The organism is Providencia sp. PROV061 (genome assembly GCF_011045655.1).
In the GTDB taxonomy this organism is placed as follows: domain Bacteria; phylum Pseudomonadota; class Gammaproteobacteria; order Enterobacterales; family Enterobacteriaceae; genus Providencia; species Providencia hangzhouensis.
This window is the reverse complement of sequence record NZ_CP042861.1, coordinates 720,874-737,669: the sequence shown is the minus strand read 5'-3', so window position 1 is coordinate 737,669 and position 16,796 is coordinate 720,874. Positions and strand designations below refer to the sequence as shown.

Below are 16,796 nucleotides of genomic sequence, written 5' to 3'. Positions count from 1 at the left end.
GAATTTAAATAGACGTTGTATCGAATACGATTGGCGCAATAAACTCGACCCGGCCATCGACTAGCAATGTCTCTGGCGGGGTAGGAAAAGGCGCAGCACGTGAAATTGTCGCCAACGCTTCTTTATCCAGTATTTTCGTACCGGATGAATTCAATAAACTGGCGGCAATCACTTCACCCCGACTATCCAAAACCACTTTTATATGAGAGACCCCAGTTGAGCGGTAACGCAACGCTGCACGTGGATAGCGTTTGGTCTTGGCTATCCGCTGATGAACCTCACTTTGCCAGCCTTGGTGCCCACTCACTGCCGCAGACGCATTACTGGAGAAATTCGCACTGCTACTGGATTCACTCCCTGATGCAGGGGCGGAAGTCACCATCGACTCCTGCGTAGTTACAGGTGCTTCGTCGATCACTTTTTTCTCTTGTGGAATTGTCTTTTTTGGTGGTCGTTTTTTCTCACTGACTTTCGTCAATGTGCCATTATCTACGATCGCAGTTTCAGGTAATTTATCCACCTTTTCAACCACTTCAGGTAATGATTCCTCACGCGTCGTCATGTGTTGTTTAGGGGCATGATTGATTTCAGGCTCAGCCTGCTGTTCAAGCTGATAAACACCCAGCTGCAACGAGATTGCTGGTGGTAATACCCCGGTCTTAGGAATTGAAGAGGTAAACCATCCAATAAAAATGATTGCCAGTGTTCCATGGAAAAGACAACTTAAAACCAAACCGCCTAGTGGACGGAAAATCGGGCGCTCTAACTGGCCCGTCATACTGCTCATATTCTGCCTCACGACTTTATTTTTTGCAGATTATAGGCATAATACAAACAAAAATGATATTCATTATTATTAGTAAAAACATAATTATTAAAACAACTTATTGATTTAAATAATAAAGTAATCTGAGCAGATTATTAATCAGCACAATTGTGCTCTTTTAAGACATTAACACCAGTAAAATGACTATTGATAAATCTCTTGCCCGTAAAATTAGCGGTGCGTATCAGTCAACATATAGCCAACTTGTGCGCTTTTTCCGCAATCGGCTAGATAACAGCAACGATGCTGATGATTTATCACAGGATGTGTTTACACTATGGCTAAACCGTAAAGAACAAACGCCTGTAAAAGAGAGCCGCGCTTATCTGTTTAAAATTGCGAATCATGTTTTGATTGACCATTGGCGACGTAACCAGCGCCAAACTAAATCAGAAACATCCATTGATGATGTTACTCATGAGCCACATTTTGAACAGAGCCAAGCTGACCCCAGTGAAATCTTGGAACATCAGCAACGCATCCAACGGCTGAGCGAAGCACTTGAAACGTTACCCCCCCGTCGACGAGAAGCATTTTTGCTGTATCGTTTTGATGGCTTATCTCAAAGCGAGATTGCTGAGCGAATGGAAATTTCAATCAGTATGGTGGAAAAACATATTGCGGCGGCGCTTGTTCACTGTAAAAAACACCTTGATAATCAGGGCAATAATTCGTAATGACACACGACTCTTTGCAAACATCAGATGATGAAAGCCGCATTGATGAAGAAGCCGCGCTGTGGTTTACCCGCATGCACAGCCAACGTATCAGCGCCCTTGAAACAGAGCAATTCAAACAATGGATTGCTGCATCACCTGAACATGCAAAAGCGTATGATGCCATTGCTGGACTATGGCGCGATTTTGATCACATGCCGCGCCCTGCTAGCACAATACTTCCCAAGGAAAAACGCCCTTTTTTTCGCTTATGGCGCCCTTTGGGCAATACCTTAGCAGCATTTTTTATTGCGGCTATTTTGTTTTTGCCATACAGCCACTTACCTTCGATGTTGCTCAATAATATGACCTTAGTGGCAACGGATACGCCTAAAGAAGTTACTTTACCTGATGGTTCCCAGCTGTTTCTTAACCGCAATACCCGGATTCATGTTGCCTATGAAACTCCAGTACGTAACCTGTATCTGGAACAGGGAAATGTTTATTTTAAAGTCAAATCCAACCCCTATCGGCCTTTTATAATTCAAGCTGATAACCGGCGTATTCAAGTGGTGGGAACAGAATTTGAAGTGAACAAAGTCGCTCAGCAAGTTGCCGTTAATGTCAGCCAAGGCATTGTCAGTTTTGAAGATGCAGCAAGCAAACAACCCGTTTTCCTACTTGCTGGTGACAGTGCAGTCAGTCAATCGCCGAACAGCCCAATCGCTCGCCAACACATCAACCCGCTAGATGTGGCTCGTTGGCGTTTTGGTGAATTAATTTTTGTCGATAAACCACTTTCAGAAGTCCTCGATGAACTTAAAAACTATTCATCGATAAATATCGAGCTTTCTCCCGCTCAATTAGCGAAGAGTAAAATCTCAGGTCGCATCAATACCCATCAGCCAGAACAGTTTTTTCAAGCCCTTCCTTCATTACTTCCGGTACAAGTCGTCTATCGAGATAAAAATAACGTATTGATTATTCAAAATAAAAAAAATAAATAAAAAATATTTTCATTTGCAGGTGAGGATAATTCTCATTTCACCCTCTTCTTAACTAGTCATCACTTTGCTGACCTATTGTCGCACACTTTTTGTGCAGCTTAAGAATAAGGGATAACCATGTCTATTCAGTTTACTCAAAGCCGATTAAGGCCGCTCGCCCTTGCTGTGGCGGCCAGTAGTGCCATTATTTGTCAAAATGCCTTCGCGCAAGAAATGAATTTTTCATTACCAGAACAATCACTTGCTACCTCAGTGGCTGAAATTAGCCGCCAAGGCCAAATTCAATTGATTTATGATAAAGGTCAGTTAAATGGCTTACGAGCACCTGCCTTGTCTGGTAACTACTCCGCACAAACCGCATTACAAAAAATACTCATCGGTAGCGGCTTAGAGTTAATCAATGAAAATGGTGTTTTCGTTATTCGTCAGCAAAATTTAAGCCAAGGCACATTGGTATTACCGGAAACTCAAGTCTCTGGCGTTGTTCAGAACCACCCCGCAACAGATGTTATGTCAGCACCGCAATATGTGACGTCTGAAGAGATTAGCCAGAAAAATACCGGTGATGGCAATATCACCGATTTAATGAAAACTAACCCTGCTGTCCAATTTGCTAACAATGACAGCAACTCGATGAACCAAGGAGAAATCAAGCCTTCCCGCATCTCAATCCACGGCTCAAGCAGCTATCAAAATGCTTATCGCCTTGATGGTGTTAGTTTTAATAATGATTTTGACCCCGCAGACAGTGGTCTCGGTGAAACAGCGACCCGTCTGAGCAGTAGCGACCAAGGGATCTACATCGATAGCCGTCTGATCGACAGCATGACAGTGTATGACAATAACATTCCTGTCGAATTTGGTGGGTTTACAGGGGGAACCGTTGAAGTCAATAGCCGTCGCTGGCAAGGGGAAAATAGCGCCCATGCCTATTACCGCTTAACTCGCTCCGGTTGGAACAACTTGTTTCATGACTCCACACAAGGTATTGATACTACTAAAAATGATACCGCCAACCCTGCTCGCTTTCAAAACCGCTACGATAAAAATGACTTTGGTGGCTGGTTTGAATTAGGGGTGAGTGAAAATTCAGGATTAGTTTTCTCCGCTTCACGTCGTAGTTCGACTATTCCGATGACAGTCACGGGGGGTGAAGCCTTTGTGCTGGAAAATAACCAAGTCGAGCCTATTTTTTCTGATTCAGGTAAAAAAAATCAGCGTCGTACTTCAGATAATTACTTTTTAAAGTATTCACTGGATTTATCCGATAAAAGTTCATTAGATTTATCTGCTAATTACGCCTCTTACGATAGCCGCTTATTTTCTTCGTCTGTCAGCAATTCTGGCTATGATTCAACCCATGATGGATTAGGTTTTACCGCTGTATTTAAACATCAGTTGGATTTAGGCCAATTTGAAATCACTGCTAATACACAAGACTTAAAAGATAACCGTAATAACGACCAGAAATACTCCCTAACGATCAGGGCATTCGACGACAATTGGAATATGATTGAACGCAATAGCGGAGGTCTTGGCGACTTAGAGTCTAAGCAAAAAACTCACGGACTAAAAACCGTGATGCGTTTTAATTCCCAAGAGGATGCGCTTGGATTAACACACCAACCAACACTCGGAGCTGAGGTAAATTACACCAAAGGCACCTATATTCGTGATCAAGACTATTTCCGTTACACCTACACTGGCAATATCATTGATGATGATTTATACGATGGTTACTTAAGTAATGTTACTCGGTTTAAAAAAGGCTCGTACTCTGCGGATTATACCAATTACGCCATCTTCCTTGATGACAGTATTCAATATGGCAAATTGAGTCTGCGCCCTGGAGTGCGTTTGGATCGCGATGATTTTGTCAATCGTACCAATATCGCCCCACGTTTAAGCGGAACCTACGATGTCTTTGGTGATGGCGCAACCCAATTAATAGCGGGAGCTAACCGTTATTATGGCCGCTCAATGCTCACTTATGCATTATACGGTGCACAAAATGACGGTATGCAAAATTGCATGGGCTGGGACAAAAATTTCGCGTGTTCACTTAACCCTGACAATAACAATTGGGATAATCAAAAAGACTATGAAGGGTTAGATTCACTCAAAACCCCCTATAACGATGAGCTGACTTTAGCGCTACAACAAGAAGTTCTTTCTACCACATGGCGTTTACAATATGTGCACCGTGAAGGCTACGACGAAGTCAGAAATCGCACTAAGTACGATAACCCTCGTGACCCAAGTACTCGTAGTATTCGCACCTTTGATAACGGTGGGCGCAGCTCCCACGATACCGTTACATTATCGGTGAAAAATAGTCAACCGTGGGAATGGGCAGAAGCTTCTCATGTCATGAATGCCTCATTCACTTGGCAACAAAGTGAAAGTAATACGCCAAAAGACTCAGGCTACAGCGCTTACGATCCTGCCAATAAAGTGAATCTTAACAAAGTCTGGTATGACGGTAAGGTCATCGATGCGTCAAAACTGCCTTCAACCAGTTTTAACTCACCAATAAAATTCAATTTTGAGCTGACCAGTGTCTGGGACGAATATGACCTCACTTTATATAACCGATTGCAATGGTGGGGTGCACGTAGTCAAGCCGTCCGTTATGACAACTCTTACTATAGCGACCCTGAAGTTGGTCAATTACGTAAGTACACCAAACAAAACTTCGCCAGCAAATATACGTGGGATACCCGCTTAGGTTGGAAGCCTGAATTCGCTCATGGATTTGGTTTCTCGGTTGAAGTGAATAATATCTTGAATAATAAAAATATTGCTGACCGCTTCGTATTTGAAGATCGCGTATTGAAATCTTACGATCCGGGCCGTCAGTTCTGGTTACAAGTCAATTACGACCTGTAATTCCCAGCAATGTGAGCAATAAAACTCGTTAAACAATTAAAACAACAAATGAATAAAACGTCATGAAGACACTGAAACAATTTTTCTATTTAGTAAAACCTTTTTGGGGGCAGCGTGCTGCCCTTTTGTGCTGGATACTGCTGTTTGCCTCACTCGGGCTCACCTTGTCCTCGGTGTGGTTCAACGTCAAAATGAACATGTGGAACGGCGACTTTTATAACGCCCTACAAAAACTCGACGGCCAAGCCCTATATGGACTGTTGCAGTACTTTGTGATCTTAGTTAGTGGGCTGATTTTTGTCGTCGTTATGGGTAATTACCTAAAACAAATGCTGATTATCCGCTGGCGCAAAGGCATGACTGAGCAAGTACTTAGCCGTTGGTTATCCCCCAACAGTAAACATTACCTGTTAAGGCTGACATCACAAGAACCCGATAACCCAGACCAACGTATCGCTGAAGATATCCGTTTACTGATTGAATCAACATTAAATTTAGTGGTGACATTCCTTCACTCAATGCTAACGCTGATTTCATTTGCAGCCATTCTTTGGACGCTTTCCGGTAGCCTGTTGTTTAATTTTGCCGATAGCGACTGGACCATACCCGGCTATATGTTCTGGGCCTGTATCATTTACACCTTGATTGGTATCGCCCTCACCCAATGGATAGGTTTTCCACTACGTCGCTTGCATATGGATAAACAGCGCCGCGAAGCGGATTACCGTAGCTCATTAATTAATTGCCGCCAACACGGTGATGCCATCGCAGGGCAGCGTGGTGAAACTCAAGATAGAAAAGAACTGATGGGGCGCTTTGGTGAAATTATTAGCAACTGGAACCGCTTGATCCGTTGTGAGCGGAACCTCTCTTTCTACACAGTGGGTTACCAACAAGTTACCGCCTTAGCGCCTGTATTACTCGCATTACCTAAATTCCTTGCGGGTGAAATCATGTTGGGTGGCTTAATGCAATTGCGCCAAGCCTTTACCAGTGTTGCGACTTCTCTTGGTTGGTTTATTTTTGCCTATAAAGAAATCGCCGCATGGCAAGCCACAGTCTCCCGTTTATACAACTTTGTGGTTTTATTGGAAAACGATAACAAAGCGGTGGTTACTATCGACGAAAAATCGCCACCTCTGATCGCTAAATTATCCGTTTCTACCGCAGACAACCGCTGCTTAATTAATTCCGTGAATATAACCGCCAAACAAGGCGAATTAACCTTGATTCGTGGCCGTTCTGGTGTTGGTAAGTCCACCTTATTACGCACGCTAAGTGGGCATTGGCCTTTCTTTAACGGTACTATCAGCCGAACAGAAAAAGTTATGTGGATCCCACAGCGCCTCTATTTACCAATCAGTCGGCTTGATAGCTTATTGGCTTATCCCAAAGCGGCATCCCAATTTAGCCAGCAAGATTTTCAATATGCATTGATGTTAGTCGGTTTAGAAAAACTGCATCATCAATTAGCACTCGAAACCGATTGGAACAACCGCTTATCTGGTGGAGAACAGCAGCGCATTATGTTTGCGCGTTTATTGCTCAATAGACCCAAACTGCTTTTATTGGATGAAACCACCTCCGCCCTCGATGAAAACAGTGCATTAGAACTCCTCGCTCTATTGAAAGCTGAGTTACATGACAGCGCCATTGTTTTGGTTAGCCATCAGAGCTTCGTTGCTCAATTTGCGGAACAACACATATTGCTCGTGGAGCCTACGAGTGAAAAATCTTTAAATACAGGAACGCCTGAATATGCTTCATAAAATTACCTTCGCCACATTGATAAGCATTCTGCTCGGTGGCTGCGCAGGCAGTACATCGGTGAGCCAAAATTCAACCTCACTGTTACCTGTGCGCGGTGACCTTCAACACTATCAACTCGACAATGGGCTACAAGTTTACCTTCTGCAACGTAATCAACCCGGAGTTGAACTGCGTTTATTGGTCAGTAGCGGCTCATTACAAGAAAATGAACAGCAGCTTGGCCTCGCACACTTTACTGAACATATGGCGTTTAAAGGCACCAAGCATTTTCCGGGAACCACGGGGTTCAAACAGCTGGAACACCAAGGGCTTAAACTCGGTAGCCATGTGAATGCCATTACGAGTTTAAATTCCACGCTATATAAATTATCACTCCCCGAAGCCACGACAGCACAAGTCGCCACAGGCTTACAAGTGATGGCCGATTGGGCGTCAAATATGACCTTTGACCAAGAAGCCTTTGAAAAAGAGCGCCCTGTAATTGTCGAAGAGTGGCGCTTACGCCAAGGGATGGGCTATCGCATCAATGACAGCTTAGAAAAATTACGCTACCACGGTAGCCGTTACGTCGATCGCAACCCAATTGGCTCATTAGATGTGGTACGCAATGCTCCGATTGAGCAAGCGAAAGACTATTATCAAACATGGTATCAGCCTCAGCGAATGTCACTATTAATTATTGGTGATTTCAATAGTTCATCAGTACGCAATCAGGTTGATAATTTATTTGCGCTCCCTAAACCCAAAAAAGTGGCAGAAGATAACCCGCAATGGAAACAATTTGCCCATTCAACCAATATGTTAGTGCAAGGTGTATTTGATAAAGAGCAAGGGGCGCGTTATGTGCAATTTGCCTTACAAAAGGATGTTAGCGCACCGCTAAATACCCGTTTAGGGCAGTCGGAAGATTTACTGGATAACCTCTGGTTGGCCATTTTAAACCAACGTTTCTCCGTTATGGTGGATAACGGCATTTTGCCGTCGATTAGCATCAATGGACAAGGGGCAATGTTAGATAACCAGCGCTTACAACAGTTGATGATCATCCACCCGAAAGGTAATGATTACCAAGGTGCAACTGAGATTTTATTTACAGAATTACAACGCCTTGCTACTGAGCCAGTTACCCAAGAAGAACTTGATTCTGCAAAGCAAGCGATGTTGAAAAAATTCAGCCTGCAAGCCGCTTCAGAGCAACGTTATAGTAATGAATATTTAGCAGGGCAACTGACGACGGCGCTTGAATACGACATGCCAATGTGGAATAAGCGCCAACAGTTAGATAACAGCTACCAGTTAATGAAATCCGTTAAGCCGCAGGACTTACAACAGCATGTCGCTAAATTCCTACAAACCGCTTCCCCGCGTTTAGCATTAATTGGGCCTGATACTGATGCCCCTACTATTGATAAATCGGCATTTAATCAGCAATGGCTTAAAATACGCCAAAGCACACCAGGGCCATTTACGCTGCGCTCCAAAGCCATTCAACTGCAATTACCCCAATCCATAAAAGGCAGTATTGTTGATCAATCTAAGCTGCCCGTTGAAAAAACGGAACATTGGACTTTGAGTAATGGCATTCAGGTAATTGTTAAAACAGATAAAAACCTGAAAGATGATATTCAATTTAACTTGCAATTACCGGGTGGCCGTTCGTTAGAAACACAACAAACGGCAGGTTTAACGGATTGGGCGTTGAAACTTCCTGAAAGCAGCGGTTATGGAAATTACAGCGCGCGCGATCTGGCTCTGCTGGCAAAGCAAAACCAAATTAGCGTTCGCCCATACAGCGAATTGCTCACACATGGTTTTCGCGGAAAAGCCCCTGTCGATAACCTCGAAACGGCGCTACAGTTACTCAATTTAAAACTCACCGCTCCGCAATTTAGTGGTGAAAAATTAGAGCAACAAAAACAATCCTTTGCTTTAAATTTAGCCAAAACCCCCGTAGAACGCACTTTCCTTGATAATATTAATCGGGAAAGCTATACCCATGGTGAATTTTTGGTGATTAACCCACAGGGTAGCTGGCAGCAATTTACGGCTCAGCAGTTGCAGCAAGCTAACCGCCAATTACTCACCTCAACAGCAGATATGACACTGGTCATTACAGGTGCAATGAATAGCCGTGAGCTAAAACCATTGTTAGAGCAATGGGTTGCATCATTACCACAAAGTAACCAAAAACTGGTATCTCGCGACCAAGGGATCATGCCAAAAATGGCGAGTTTTAATAAAACCTATCCTATCAGCAGCAGTGATAAAAGCATGGTGAGTATTCAATTCGCATCACCCGCTGTGTGGAACCAACAAGACAGCTTAGCGATTCAATTAATTGATACCATTGTTAGCCAACGCTTACGTGGTGAACTACGTGAGAAAGCCAGTGGTATTTATGCACTGGGCTTTTCTCAGATGCTCGCAAAAAAAACCCAGCCGTACTACCTCGCTCGCTTGAATTTCACCACCTCACCTGAACGTGCTGAAGAAATGACGCAAATCGCCCAAAAAACAATAGGTCAAATTCGTCAAACGGGTGTAAGTGAAAAAGAGCTAACCGAAGCAAAAAATATTTGGCTCACTGAAAATTCACAAGTCACTGATAGCTCAAGCTACTGGACTGAAGCGCTGGCGCAGATTGCCAGCGATGATGGGCAATACCAGCGTTTAAACCAAGAACAAGATATTATTCGCCAGCTCACCGTTGAGGATATTAACCGTTTAGCGCATCAATATTTAGGGCAGAATTCAAAAGTGTTTATGATGACGCCTTGATTACTAAATTAAGGCTAGAAAGCCAACACTATATTGTTGGCTGTTTCTATCCTGCACTATCATTATTGCTATTCAAAAACGAAAGAATTTTTTTATCTCTAAATAAACCTCTCTTGTTTTTTTTATAAAGAAAAATAATTTCCATTCAATAGCATTTAATAATCGCTCCCGTAAGCTTTTAGGTTTAATCTTGGCATCATCGTATATATGGACAGGATTGACCATTTCAGTCTCTATTTTTATGCAATCACCAAGATTACTCTTAATTCTATCCAGCGTTGTCTGTGATAAGATATCAAATGCATATTCGAATAGCGCATTTAGTTTCTCAATAAATACATCTGGTTTCTCATTTTCCTTTAATTTTAAAATATTATTTTTAAAGTGGATAAATAGTTCATCGGGAACATTCTTTAACCTACTCATTTTAGAAATGGTTTTAGCTAATTCTTCATATAACTTATCAGCAACATCAATTGGTTCTGGTATTGTTATAGTTTCTTGTGGTGGTAGAGGAAGAAAAGATTCTAAATTACTACGCTGTGTATCTTTAGCTATCTCCATTGGTTCTTCTAAATAGCTAATTATAAATTTATTTGTAACATATTCTTTATCTAAAAAAAGCTCATAAAAATCATAAAGTTTAATAACAATGTCATCCGATGATTTCATTTTGCTAATTATTTCTTTAATTAAATCAACATCTCTCTCATCTACTTTATTATTTTTCAATAAGCTATAGAAGCTTTCTTCCATTTCATAGGGAATGGCAATCGCTTCCATTAATGGTGGCCATTCCGGCTTCTCAATGACTCTTATTCTATATTCATTTCTTTCAAGTCCAGCTTCGATTCGATTACTATCTTTAAATACATTGTGAAGAGGAATATCTGCATGTTTAATATCATCAATATTATTCTTCCCTCTTAGATTTATAGGTGATGATTTTGGAGTCTGCTTAATATTTTTTATTTGTTTAGTAACATATTTTTTAATTTTTTTTGGAGCACTCTTTATTTGAACTTTGGTCATTATAAAACTAGTGAATTTTTTTTTGCTCATTGATACAATCATAATAATTCCTCTGAATAAATTACTGAACGCTATATAGCCAAAATCGTATATCTATTTATTATGTTGTGATATCAGATAGCGATTTTGTCTAATTTCAGTCACTCAATTTGTAATGCCTTTCATGACGTTTATGACTATCGATTGACAGGTTATCGTTTTAATGTGATTAATATTCTTATAATAAATAACGACAAAGAGATTCGATATGAACAACGTAACCATCCGCAGAGCAACGCTGGACGATGTGCCTGCAATCATCCAAATGCACGCTGACTATTCTGCGTATGCCAACACCTTACAACTGCCATACCCAACAGAAAAAACATGGGAAGCCCGTCTTGGTACTAATGACCCACTCGTCACTCAATTTGTTGCCACCATTGGTGAGGAAGTTGTGGGTTTGCTAGTGATCAACCAACCGAGCCAAGTGCGCCGTCGCCATGTTGCGACTTTCGGCATTACCGTCAGTGAAGCTCACCAAGGCAAAGGTATTGGCTCACAACTGATGCAAGTGATGGTGGATTACTGCGATAACTGGTTGAATGTCCATCGCATTGAATTGGAAGTGTTTGCAGCAAATGGCAATGGTGTTGGACTATATGAAAAGTTTGGATTTGAACTAGAAGGCCGCATGAGAGATTATGCATTTCGTGATGGGCAATATGTCGATGCCGTCATGATGAGTCGGATAAAAAAATAGCCATTAAAAATGCCACACAATAGGTGGCATTTAGCGCATCATGAAAACGTCTAAGAACTATTTGTCGCCTAACAGCACTGAATCCAGTGCAATCTCAATCATTTCATTGAACGTGGTTTGACGTTCTTCTGACGTTGTTTGTTCGCCAGTTTTGATATGGTCAGAAACGGTACAAATCGTTAACGCACGTGCGCCAAACTCCGCGGCAACACCATAGATGCCCGCAGCTTCCATCTCAACACCCAAAATGCCGTACTTTTCCATCACTTTAAACATATCAGGGTCTGGTGAGTAGAATAGGTCTGCTGAGAACAGGTTACCAACACGCACATTCACGTTTCTTGCTTTTGCCGCTTCAACTGCATTATGAACTAAGTCATAGTCTGCGATCGCTGCAAAATCATTTTCTTTGAAACGTTGACGGTTAACGCGCGAATCAGTACAGGCACCCATACCGATAACGACATCACGTAATTTTACGTCATCCATTACTGCGCCACATGAACCAACACGAATAATCACTTTCACACCAAAATCAGTGATCAGTTCTTTCGCGTAAATGGAGCATGAAGGGATCCCCATACCGTGGCCCATTACAGAAATTTTACGGCCTTTATAAGTCCCTGTAAAACCTAACATGCCACGCACATTATTGACTTGACGAACATCCTGAAGGAAAGTTTCAGCGATGTATTTTGCACGTAATGGGTCGCCTGGCATCAGAACGACATCAGCGAAATCACCCATTTCTGCATTAATATGTGGAGTTGCCATGATTATTTCCCTTTAAACTATTAAATATTTTCAAATGAATAAGGTGGCTTCCCACCTTATTATTAATAATCTGTATCTTACTGGCCTAAGCAATTTGAATCGCAGCCAACGAACTACAGCTAGCTTATTACCCTTCAATAGCTCGCTCACTACCTTTCATACTTACCTATTACCCTAAATAATTTGAGTTGTAGCTAGGCGGCAAAGAAAATCATCCCTATGAGCATACATCAGTATGTGATTAGGGGGATTTTATGCAGCCAACACCACTCTACAACTTAAAGTATGACGACAAAGCCTTGCCCATTACTTTTAATTCCCCGCCATTACCCTAAATAATTTGAGTTGTAGCTAGGCGGCAAAGAAAATCATCCCTATGAGCATACATCAGTATGTGATTAGGGTGATTTTGTGCAGCCAACACCGCTACAGCCCAAAGTATGACGACAAAGCCTTGCCCATTACCTTTTATTCCCCGCCATTACCCTAAATAATTTGAGTTGTAGCTAGGCGGCAAAGAAAATCATCCCTATGAGCATACATTAGTATGTGATTAGGGGGATTTTATGCAGCCAACACCGCTACAGCTCAAAGTATGACGGGTAATGGGTGTTAGAGCATTGGTTTACCGTAATCCATCGGCGACAGATCAAAGTATTTCGCGACTGTCTGGCCAATATCAGCGAAAGTTTCACGGTGACCTAATGAACCTGGTTTCACTTTTGGACCATAAATCAACACTGGGATGTGCTCACGGGTATGGTCAGTACCTGGCCAGGTTGGGTCACAACCGTGGTCTGCCGTTAAAATTAGGATGTCGTCTTCTTTAACTAATTTCATTAGTTCAGGTAAACGGCGGTCAAATAATTCTAATGCCGCAGCATAACCTGCCACATCACGGCGGTGGCCGTATGCGGAGTCAAAGTCCACAAAGTTAGTGAAAACGATGGTGTTGTCACCCGCTAGTTTCATTTCTTCTACCGTTGCATCGAATAACGCATCGATACCAGTGGCTTTAATTTTCTTGGTGATACCGACATGAGCGTAAATATCCGCAATTTTACCGATAGAAACAACTTCACCTTGTTTTTCATCAACTAATTTTTTCAATACGGTTGGTGCTGGTGGCTCTACCGCTAAGTCATGACGGTTACCTGTACGTGTGAAGTTACCCGCTTTGTCGCCAACAAATGGACGCGCGATAACACGGCCAATGTTATAACCACCTTTGGTTAACTCTTCACGCGCAATTTCACACAGCTCATACAGTTTATCTAAGCCGTAAGTTTCTTCGTGACACGCAATTTGGAATACTGAGTCAGCAGAGGTATAGAAAATAGGTTTCCCTGTTTTCATGTGCTCTTCACCCAGTTGATCGAGGATAACTGTACCGGATGAATGGCAGTTACCTAAATAGCCCGGCAAGTTTGCTTTTTCGACTAAAGTATCCAGCAGTTCTTGCGGGAAGCTGTTTTCTTCATCAGAGAAATAGCCCCAATCGAATAGCACAGGTACTCCCGCAATTTCCCAGTGGCCTGAAGGCGTATCTTTACCCGAAGAAATTTCGCTCGCATAGCCGTATGCGCCAATAATTTCTGCATTAGGGTCAAGACCTGCAGGGAATGAACCGCTTGATTCTTCTCCTGCTTTACCTAAACCTAATTTTGTTAAATTAGGTAAATGCAGAGGCCCTTTACGACCAATATCCGCTTCGCCACGGGCGCAAGCATCTGCGATGTGACCCAATGTATTGGAACCTTCATCACCAAATTTATGTGCATCATGTGCTGCACCGATCCCAAAGGAATCCAAAACCATAATAAATGTGCGTTTCATATTTTTCTCCTGCGGTATTTTTAAAACGATATACCACTAAAATCTATTTGTATTACTCGCTGATTTGGCGATAAACCATTGGTGTTGTTTCAGGAGATTTGTCTCCAATCACCATCGCTTCACGCACTTCTTTCGCCGCCTCTTCCCACGCTTTTTCACTGTTTGCATGGATAATTGCCAGTGGCGTTTGGGTATCCACTTTGGCGCCTAACGCAGCGATATCACTCAAACCAACGCTATAATCAATTGGGTCTGTCGCTTTACGGCGACCACCGCCTAACGTCACGACAGACATTCCCAGCGCACGTGTATCCATTTGCGTGATAATGCCGTCTTTTGGTGCATAAACAGCTTTGCTCAGTACCGCAGTCGGCAAGTATTTGTTGTAATTTTCAACAAAATCAGCAGGCCCTTTTTGAGCTGCTACCATACGGCCAAACACTTCTGCCGCTTTACCATTGTCTAATACTGCCTGTAATTTTTGGCGTGCTTCTTCGCGGTTTGCTGCTAATGAACCAGATACCAGCATTTCTACACATAACGCCATGGTGACTTCATAAAGACGTGGGTTACGGTATTCACCCGTTAAGAATTGAACCGCTTCACGAACTTCAACTGCGTTACCTGCGCTGGAAGCTAGCACTTCATTCATGTCAGTCAATAATGCCGTAGTTTTACAACCCGCCCCATTAGCGACCTTCACAATTGACTCAGCCAACTCTTCTGACTTCTCATAAGTTGGCATAAATGCGCCTGAGCCGACCTTAACGTCCATCACCAGAGCATCAAGGCCTTCAGCCAATTTTTTACCTAAGATTGAAGCCGTAATTAGCGGAATTGAATCCACTGTCGCTGTAATATCACGGGTCGCATAGAAACGTTTATCGGCAGGTGCTAATGAATTAGTTTGCCCAATAATTGCCACCCCGACATCTTTGATAATGTCGCGGAAACGAACGTCATCCGGGAAGATATCGAAATTAGGGATCGCTTCAAGCTTGTCTAGTGTTCCACCAGTGTGGCCTAAACCACGGCCTGAGATCATCGGTACATAACCGCCACAAGCAGCGACCATAGGGCCAAGCATCAGTGAAGTCACATCACCCACGCCGCCAGTTGAGTGTTTATCAACTAATGGGCCATTGAGATTGAGTGATTTCCAGTTCAGAACGGTTCCTGAATCACGCATTGCTAACGTTAATGCAACGCGCTCAGGCATGGTCATATCATTAAAATAGATAGTCATTGCCAATGCAGCAATTTGACCTTCTGAAACTGAGTTATCGCGAACACCATTGATAAAGAAACGAATTTCTTCTTCGCTTAATGGCTTACCATCACGTTTTTTACGGATAATTTCTTGTGCCAGAAACACAATATTCTCCTTTAAAGTCGAATTTATCGGCTAACAATATTGCGAAAATTAATAACTGCTGCTTGATTTTTTAACGTCAAAACCTAGCGTATTTAATAAATTTGCTAATAGGCTAGAAGCACCAAAACGGAAGTGGCGGCTATCTGCCCAATTGTCACCTAAAATTCGTCCCGCTAACGCTAAGTATTCTGCTGCTTCTTCTGCGGTACGTACACCACCAGCAGGTTTAAAGCCGACTGTTTTTTCAACGCCCATATCACGGATGACTTGCATCATGATTTCCGCACTTTCTAATGTTGCATTAACAGGTACTTTACCTGTCGAGGTTTTAATAAAATCAGCGCCCGCTTTAATTGAAATTTCAGAAGCCTTACGGATTAGTGCTGCATCTTTTAACTCACCTGTCTCAATGATTACTTTCAGCAACACATTCGCAGCCGCACAAGCGTCTTTACAGGCTTTCACTAAATCAAAACCAATTTGTTCATTACCCGCAATCAGCGCACGATAAGGGAAAACAACATCAACTTCATCCGCACCGTAAGCAATCGCTGCTTTGGTTTCAGCTAATGCGATATCAATATCATCGTTACCGTGTGGGAAATTCGTAACCGTTGCAATACGCACATCTGGAGTACCTTGCTCACGTAATGTTTTACGTGCAATGGGAATAAAACGAGGGTAAATACAGATTGCAGCGGTATTGCCTGCTGGGCTTTTCGCCTGATGACACAGTGCGATGACTTTCGCATCAGTATCGTCATCATTTAAAGTGGTTAAATCCATAAGTGACAGCGCGCGTTGTGCGGCCGCTTTTAAATCAGTCATATAACTCTCCAACGTTGTTAATTCTTCAGAACGACACGTTCTTTGTTGGCGAGCGGGCTTGGTTCCTTAAAGATGCTAGTCGGATTCTTTCCGAACTGAGCAGCTGAGATCCTTCTCACCGCATCATGCCCTAGAGTCCTAGACTCTGAGAACTAGCAGTTCCATAGCAGCTTACTAATGCCTATTTGACCATGGAATGATGCCATTTTATGTGCTACAAATCACATTAATCGACTGAATGTTACATTATTAAAATAATAAATGTGATATAGATCAAATTATA

The 16,796-nt window shown here is 42.5% G+C and carries 12 protein-coding genes; 6 read left to right on the top strand and 6 right to left on the bottom strand.

From position 1 onward, the window contains the following. Positions 1–4 precede the first annotated feature (4 nt). A complete protein-coding gene (locus FVA72_RS03270) occupies positions 5–787 on the bottom strand; it encodes an energy transducer TonB (protein ID WP_036958564.1) in 783 nt (260 codons plus the stop codon). Positions 788–966: 179 nt separating this feature from the next. On the opposite strand from FVA72_RS03270, the gene FVA72_RS03265 reads away from it, so the two are divergent. The 5 genes from FVA72_RS03265 (at position 967) to FVA72_RS03245 (ending at position 9,926) form a co-directional block, all read left to right on the top strand. Further along, positions 967–1,503, top strand: coding sequence for an RNA polymerase sigma factor (locus FVA72_RS03265; protein WP_096864546.1), 537 nt, complete (start codon positions 967–969; stop codon positions 1,501–1,503). Beyond that, positions 1,503–2,489, top strand: coding sequence for a FecR family protein (locus tag FVA72_RS03260; protein ID WP_110592438.1), 987 nt, complete (start codon positions 1,503–1,505; stop codon positions 2,487–2,489). Before FVA72_RS03265 ends, FVA72_RS03260 begins: the two co-directional genes overlap by 1 nt. 117 nt (positions 2,490–2,606) lie before the next feature. After that, on the top strand, positions 2,607–5,378 hold the full coding sequence (locus FVA72_RS03255; protein WP_110592439.1) for a secretin and TonB N-terminal domain-containing protein: 2,772 nt from the start codon (positions 2,607–2,609) through the stop codon (positions 5,376–5,378). 62 nt (positions 5,379–5,440) lie between these two features. Continuing rightward, complete coding sequence (locus tag FVA72_RS03250; RefSeq protein ID WP_110592440.1) at positions 5,441–7,147, top strand: ABC transporter ATP-binding protein/permease; 1,707 nt, start codon at positions 5,441–5,443, stop codon at positions 7,145–7,147. Then, entirely contained in the window at positions 7,137–9,926 is a 2,790-nt protein-coding gene (locus FVA72_RS03245) for a M16 family metallopeptidase (protein ID WP_110592441.1), read from the top strand. Before FVA72_RS03250 ends, FVA72_RS03245 begins: the two co-directional genes overlap by 11 nt. Positions 9,927–9,998: 72 nt before the next feature. On the opposite strand, the gene FVA72_RS03240 is transcribed toward FVA72_RS03245, so the two are convergent. Next, a complete protein-coding gene (locus tag FVA72_RS03240) occupies positions 9,999–11,000 on the bottom strand; it encodes a hypothetical protein (protein ID WP_110592442.1) in 1,002 nt (333 codons plus the stop codon). Between the two features lie 205 nt (positions 11,001–11,205). On the opposite strand from FVA72_RS03240, the gene FVA72_RS03235 reads away from it, so the two are divergent. Then, positions 11,206–11,700 (top strand): GNAT family N-acetyltransferase, encoded by a 495-nt coding sequence (locus FVA72_RS03235; RefSeq protein ID WP_110592443.1) that lies wholly within the window; start codon positions 11,206–11,208, stop codon positions 11,698–11,700. Between the two features lie 57 nt (positions 11,701–11,757). Here FVA72_RS03235 and deoD read toward each other — a convergent pair whose 3' ends face one another. The 4 genes from deoD to deoC form a co-directional block, all read right to left on the bottom strand. Next, positions 11,758–12,474, bottom strand: a complete 717-nt coding sequence (gene deoD / locus FVA72_RS03230; RefSeq protein ID WP_004914779.1) for a purine-nucleoside phosphorylase — start codon at positions 12,472–12,474, stop codon at positions 11,758–11,760. Between the two features lie 612 nt (positions 12,475–13,086). Then, on the bottom strand, positions 13,087–14,310 hold the full coding sequence (gene deoB / locus FVA72_RS03225) for a phosphopentomutase (protein ID WP_004905728.1): 1,224 nt from the start codon (positions 14,308–14,310) through the stop codon (positions 13,087–13,089). Between the two features lie 52 nt (positions 14,311–14,362). Further along, positions 14,363–15,685 (bottom strand): thymidine phosphorylase, encoded by a 1,323-nt coding sequence (gene deoA / locus FVA72_RS03220; RefSeq protein ID WP_004905729.1) that lies wholly within the window; start codon positions 15,683–15,685, stop codon positions 14,363–14,365. 48 nt (positions 15,686–15,733) lie between these two features. After that, positions 15,734–16,513: a deoxyribose-phosphate aldolase gene (gene deoC / locus FVA72_RS03215; protein ID WP_094962728.1), complete on the bottom strand. Its 780-nt coding sequence runs from the start codon at positions 16,511–16,513 to the stop codon at positions 15,734–15,736. Positions 16,514–16,796 lie beyond the last annotated feature (283 nt).

Bases quoted from the DNA above. Each gene is read 5' to 3' on its own strand.
- FVA72_RS03270 (WP_036958564.1), bottom strand. From the start codon at position 787: ATGAGCAGTATGACGGGCCAGTTAGAGCGCCCGATTTTCCGTCCACTA.
- deoD (WP_004914779.1), bottom strand. From the start codon at position 12,474: ATGGCAACTCCACATATTAATGCAGAAATGGGTGATTTCGCTGATGTC.
- FVA72_RS03250 (WP_110592440.1), top strand. From the start codon at position 5,441: ATGAAGACACTGAAACAATTTTTCTATTTAGTAAAACCTTTTTGGGGG.
- FVA72_RS03245 (WP_110592441.1), top strand. From the start codon at position 7,137: ATGCTTCATAAAATTACCTTCGCCACATTGATAAGCATTCTGCTCGGT.
- deoB (WP_004905728.1), bottom strand. From the start codon at position 14,310: ATGAAACGCACATTTATTATGGTTTTGGATTCCTTTGGGATCGGTGCA.
- FVA72_RS03240 (WP_110592442.1), bottom strand. From the start codon at position 11,000: ATGATTGTATCAATGAGCAAAAAAAAATTCACTAGTTTTATAATGACC.
- FVA72_RS03235 (WP_110592443.1), top strand. From the start codon at position 11,206: ATGAACAACGTAACCATCCGCAGAGCAACGCTGGACGATGTGCCTGCA.
- FVA72_RS03260 (WP_110592438.1), top strand. From the start codon at position 1,503: ATGACACACGACTCTTTGCAAACATCAGATGATGAAAGCCGCATTGAT.
- FVA72_RS03265 (WP_096864546.1), top strand. From the start codon at position 967: ATGACTATTGATAAATCTCTTGCCCGTAAAATTAGCGGTGCGTATCAG.
- FVA72_RS03255 (WP_110592439.1), top strand. From the start codon at position 2,607: ATGTCTATTCAGTTTACTCAAAGCCGATTAAGGCCGCTCGCCCTTGCT.
- deoC (WP_094962728.1), bottom strand. From the start codon at position 16,513: ATGACTGATTTAAAAGCGGCCGCACAACGCGCGCTGTCACTTATGGAT.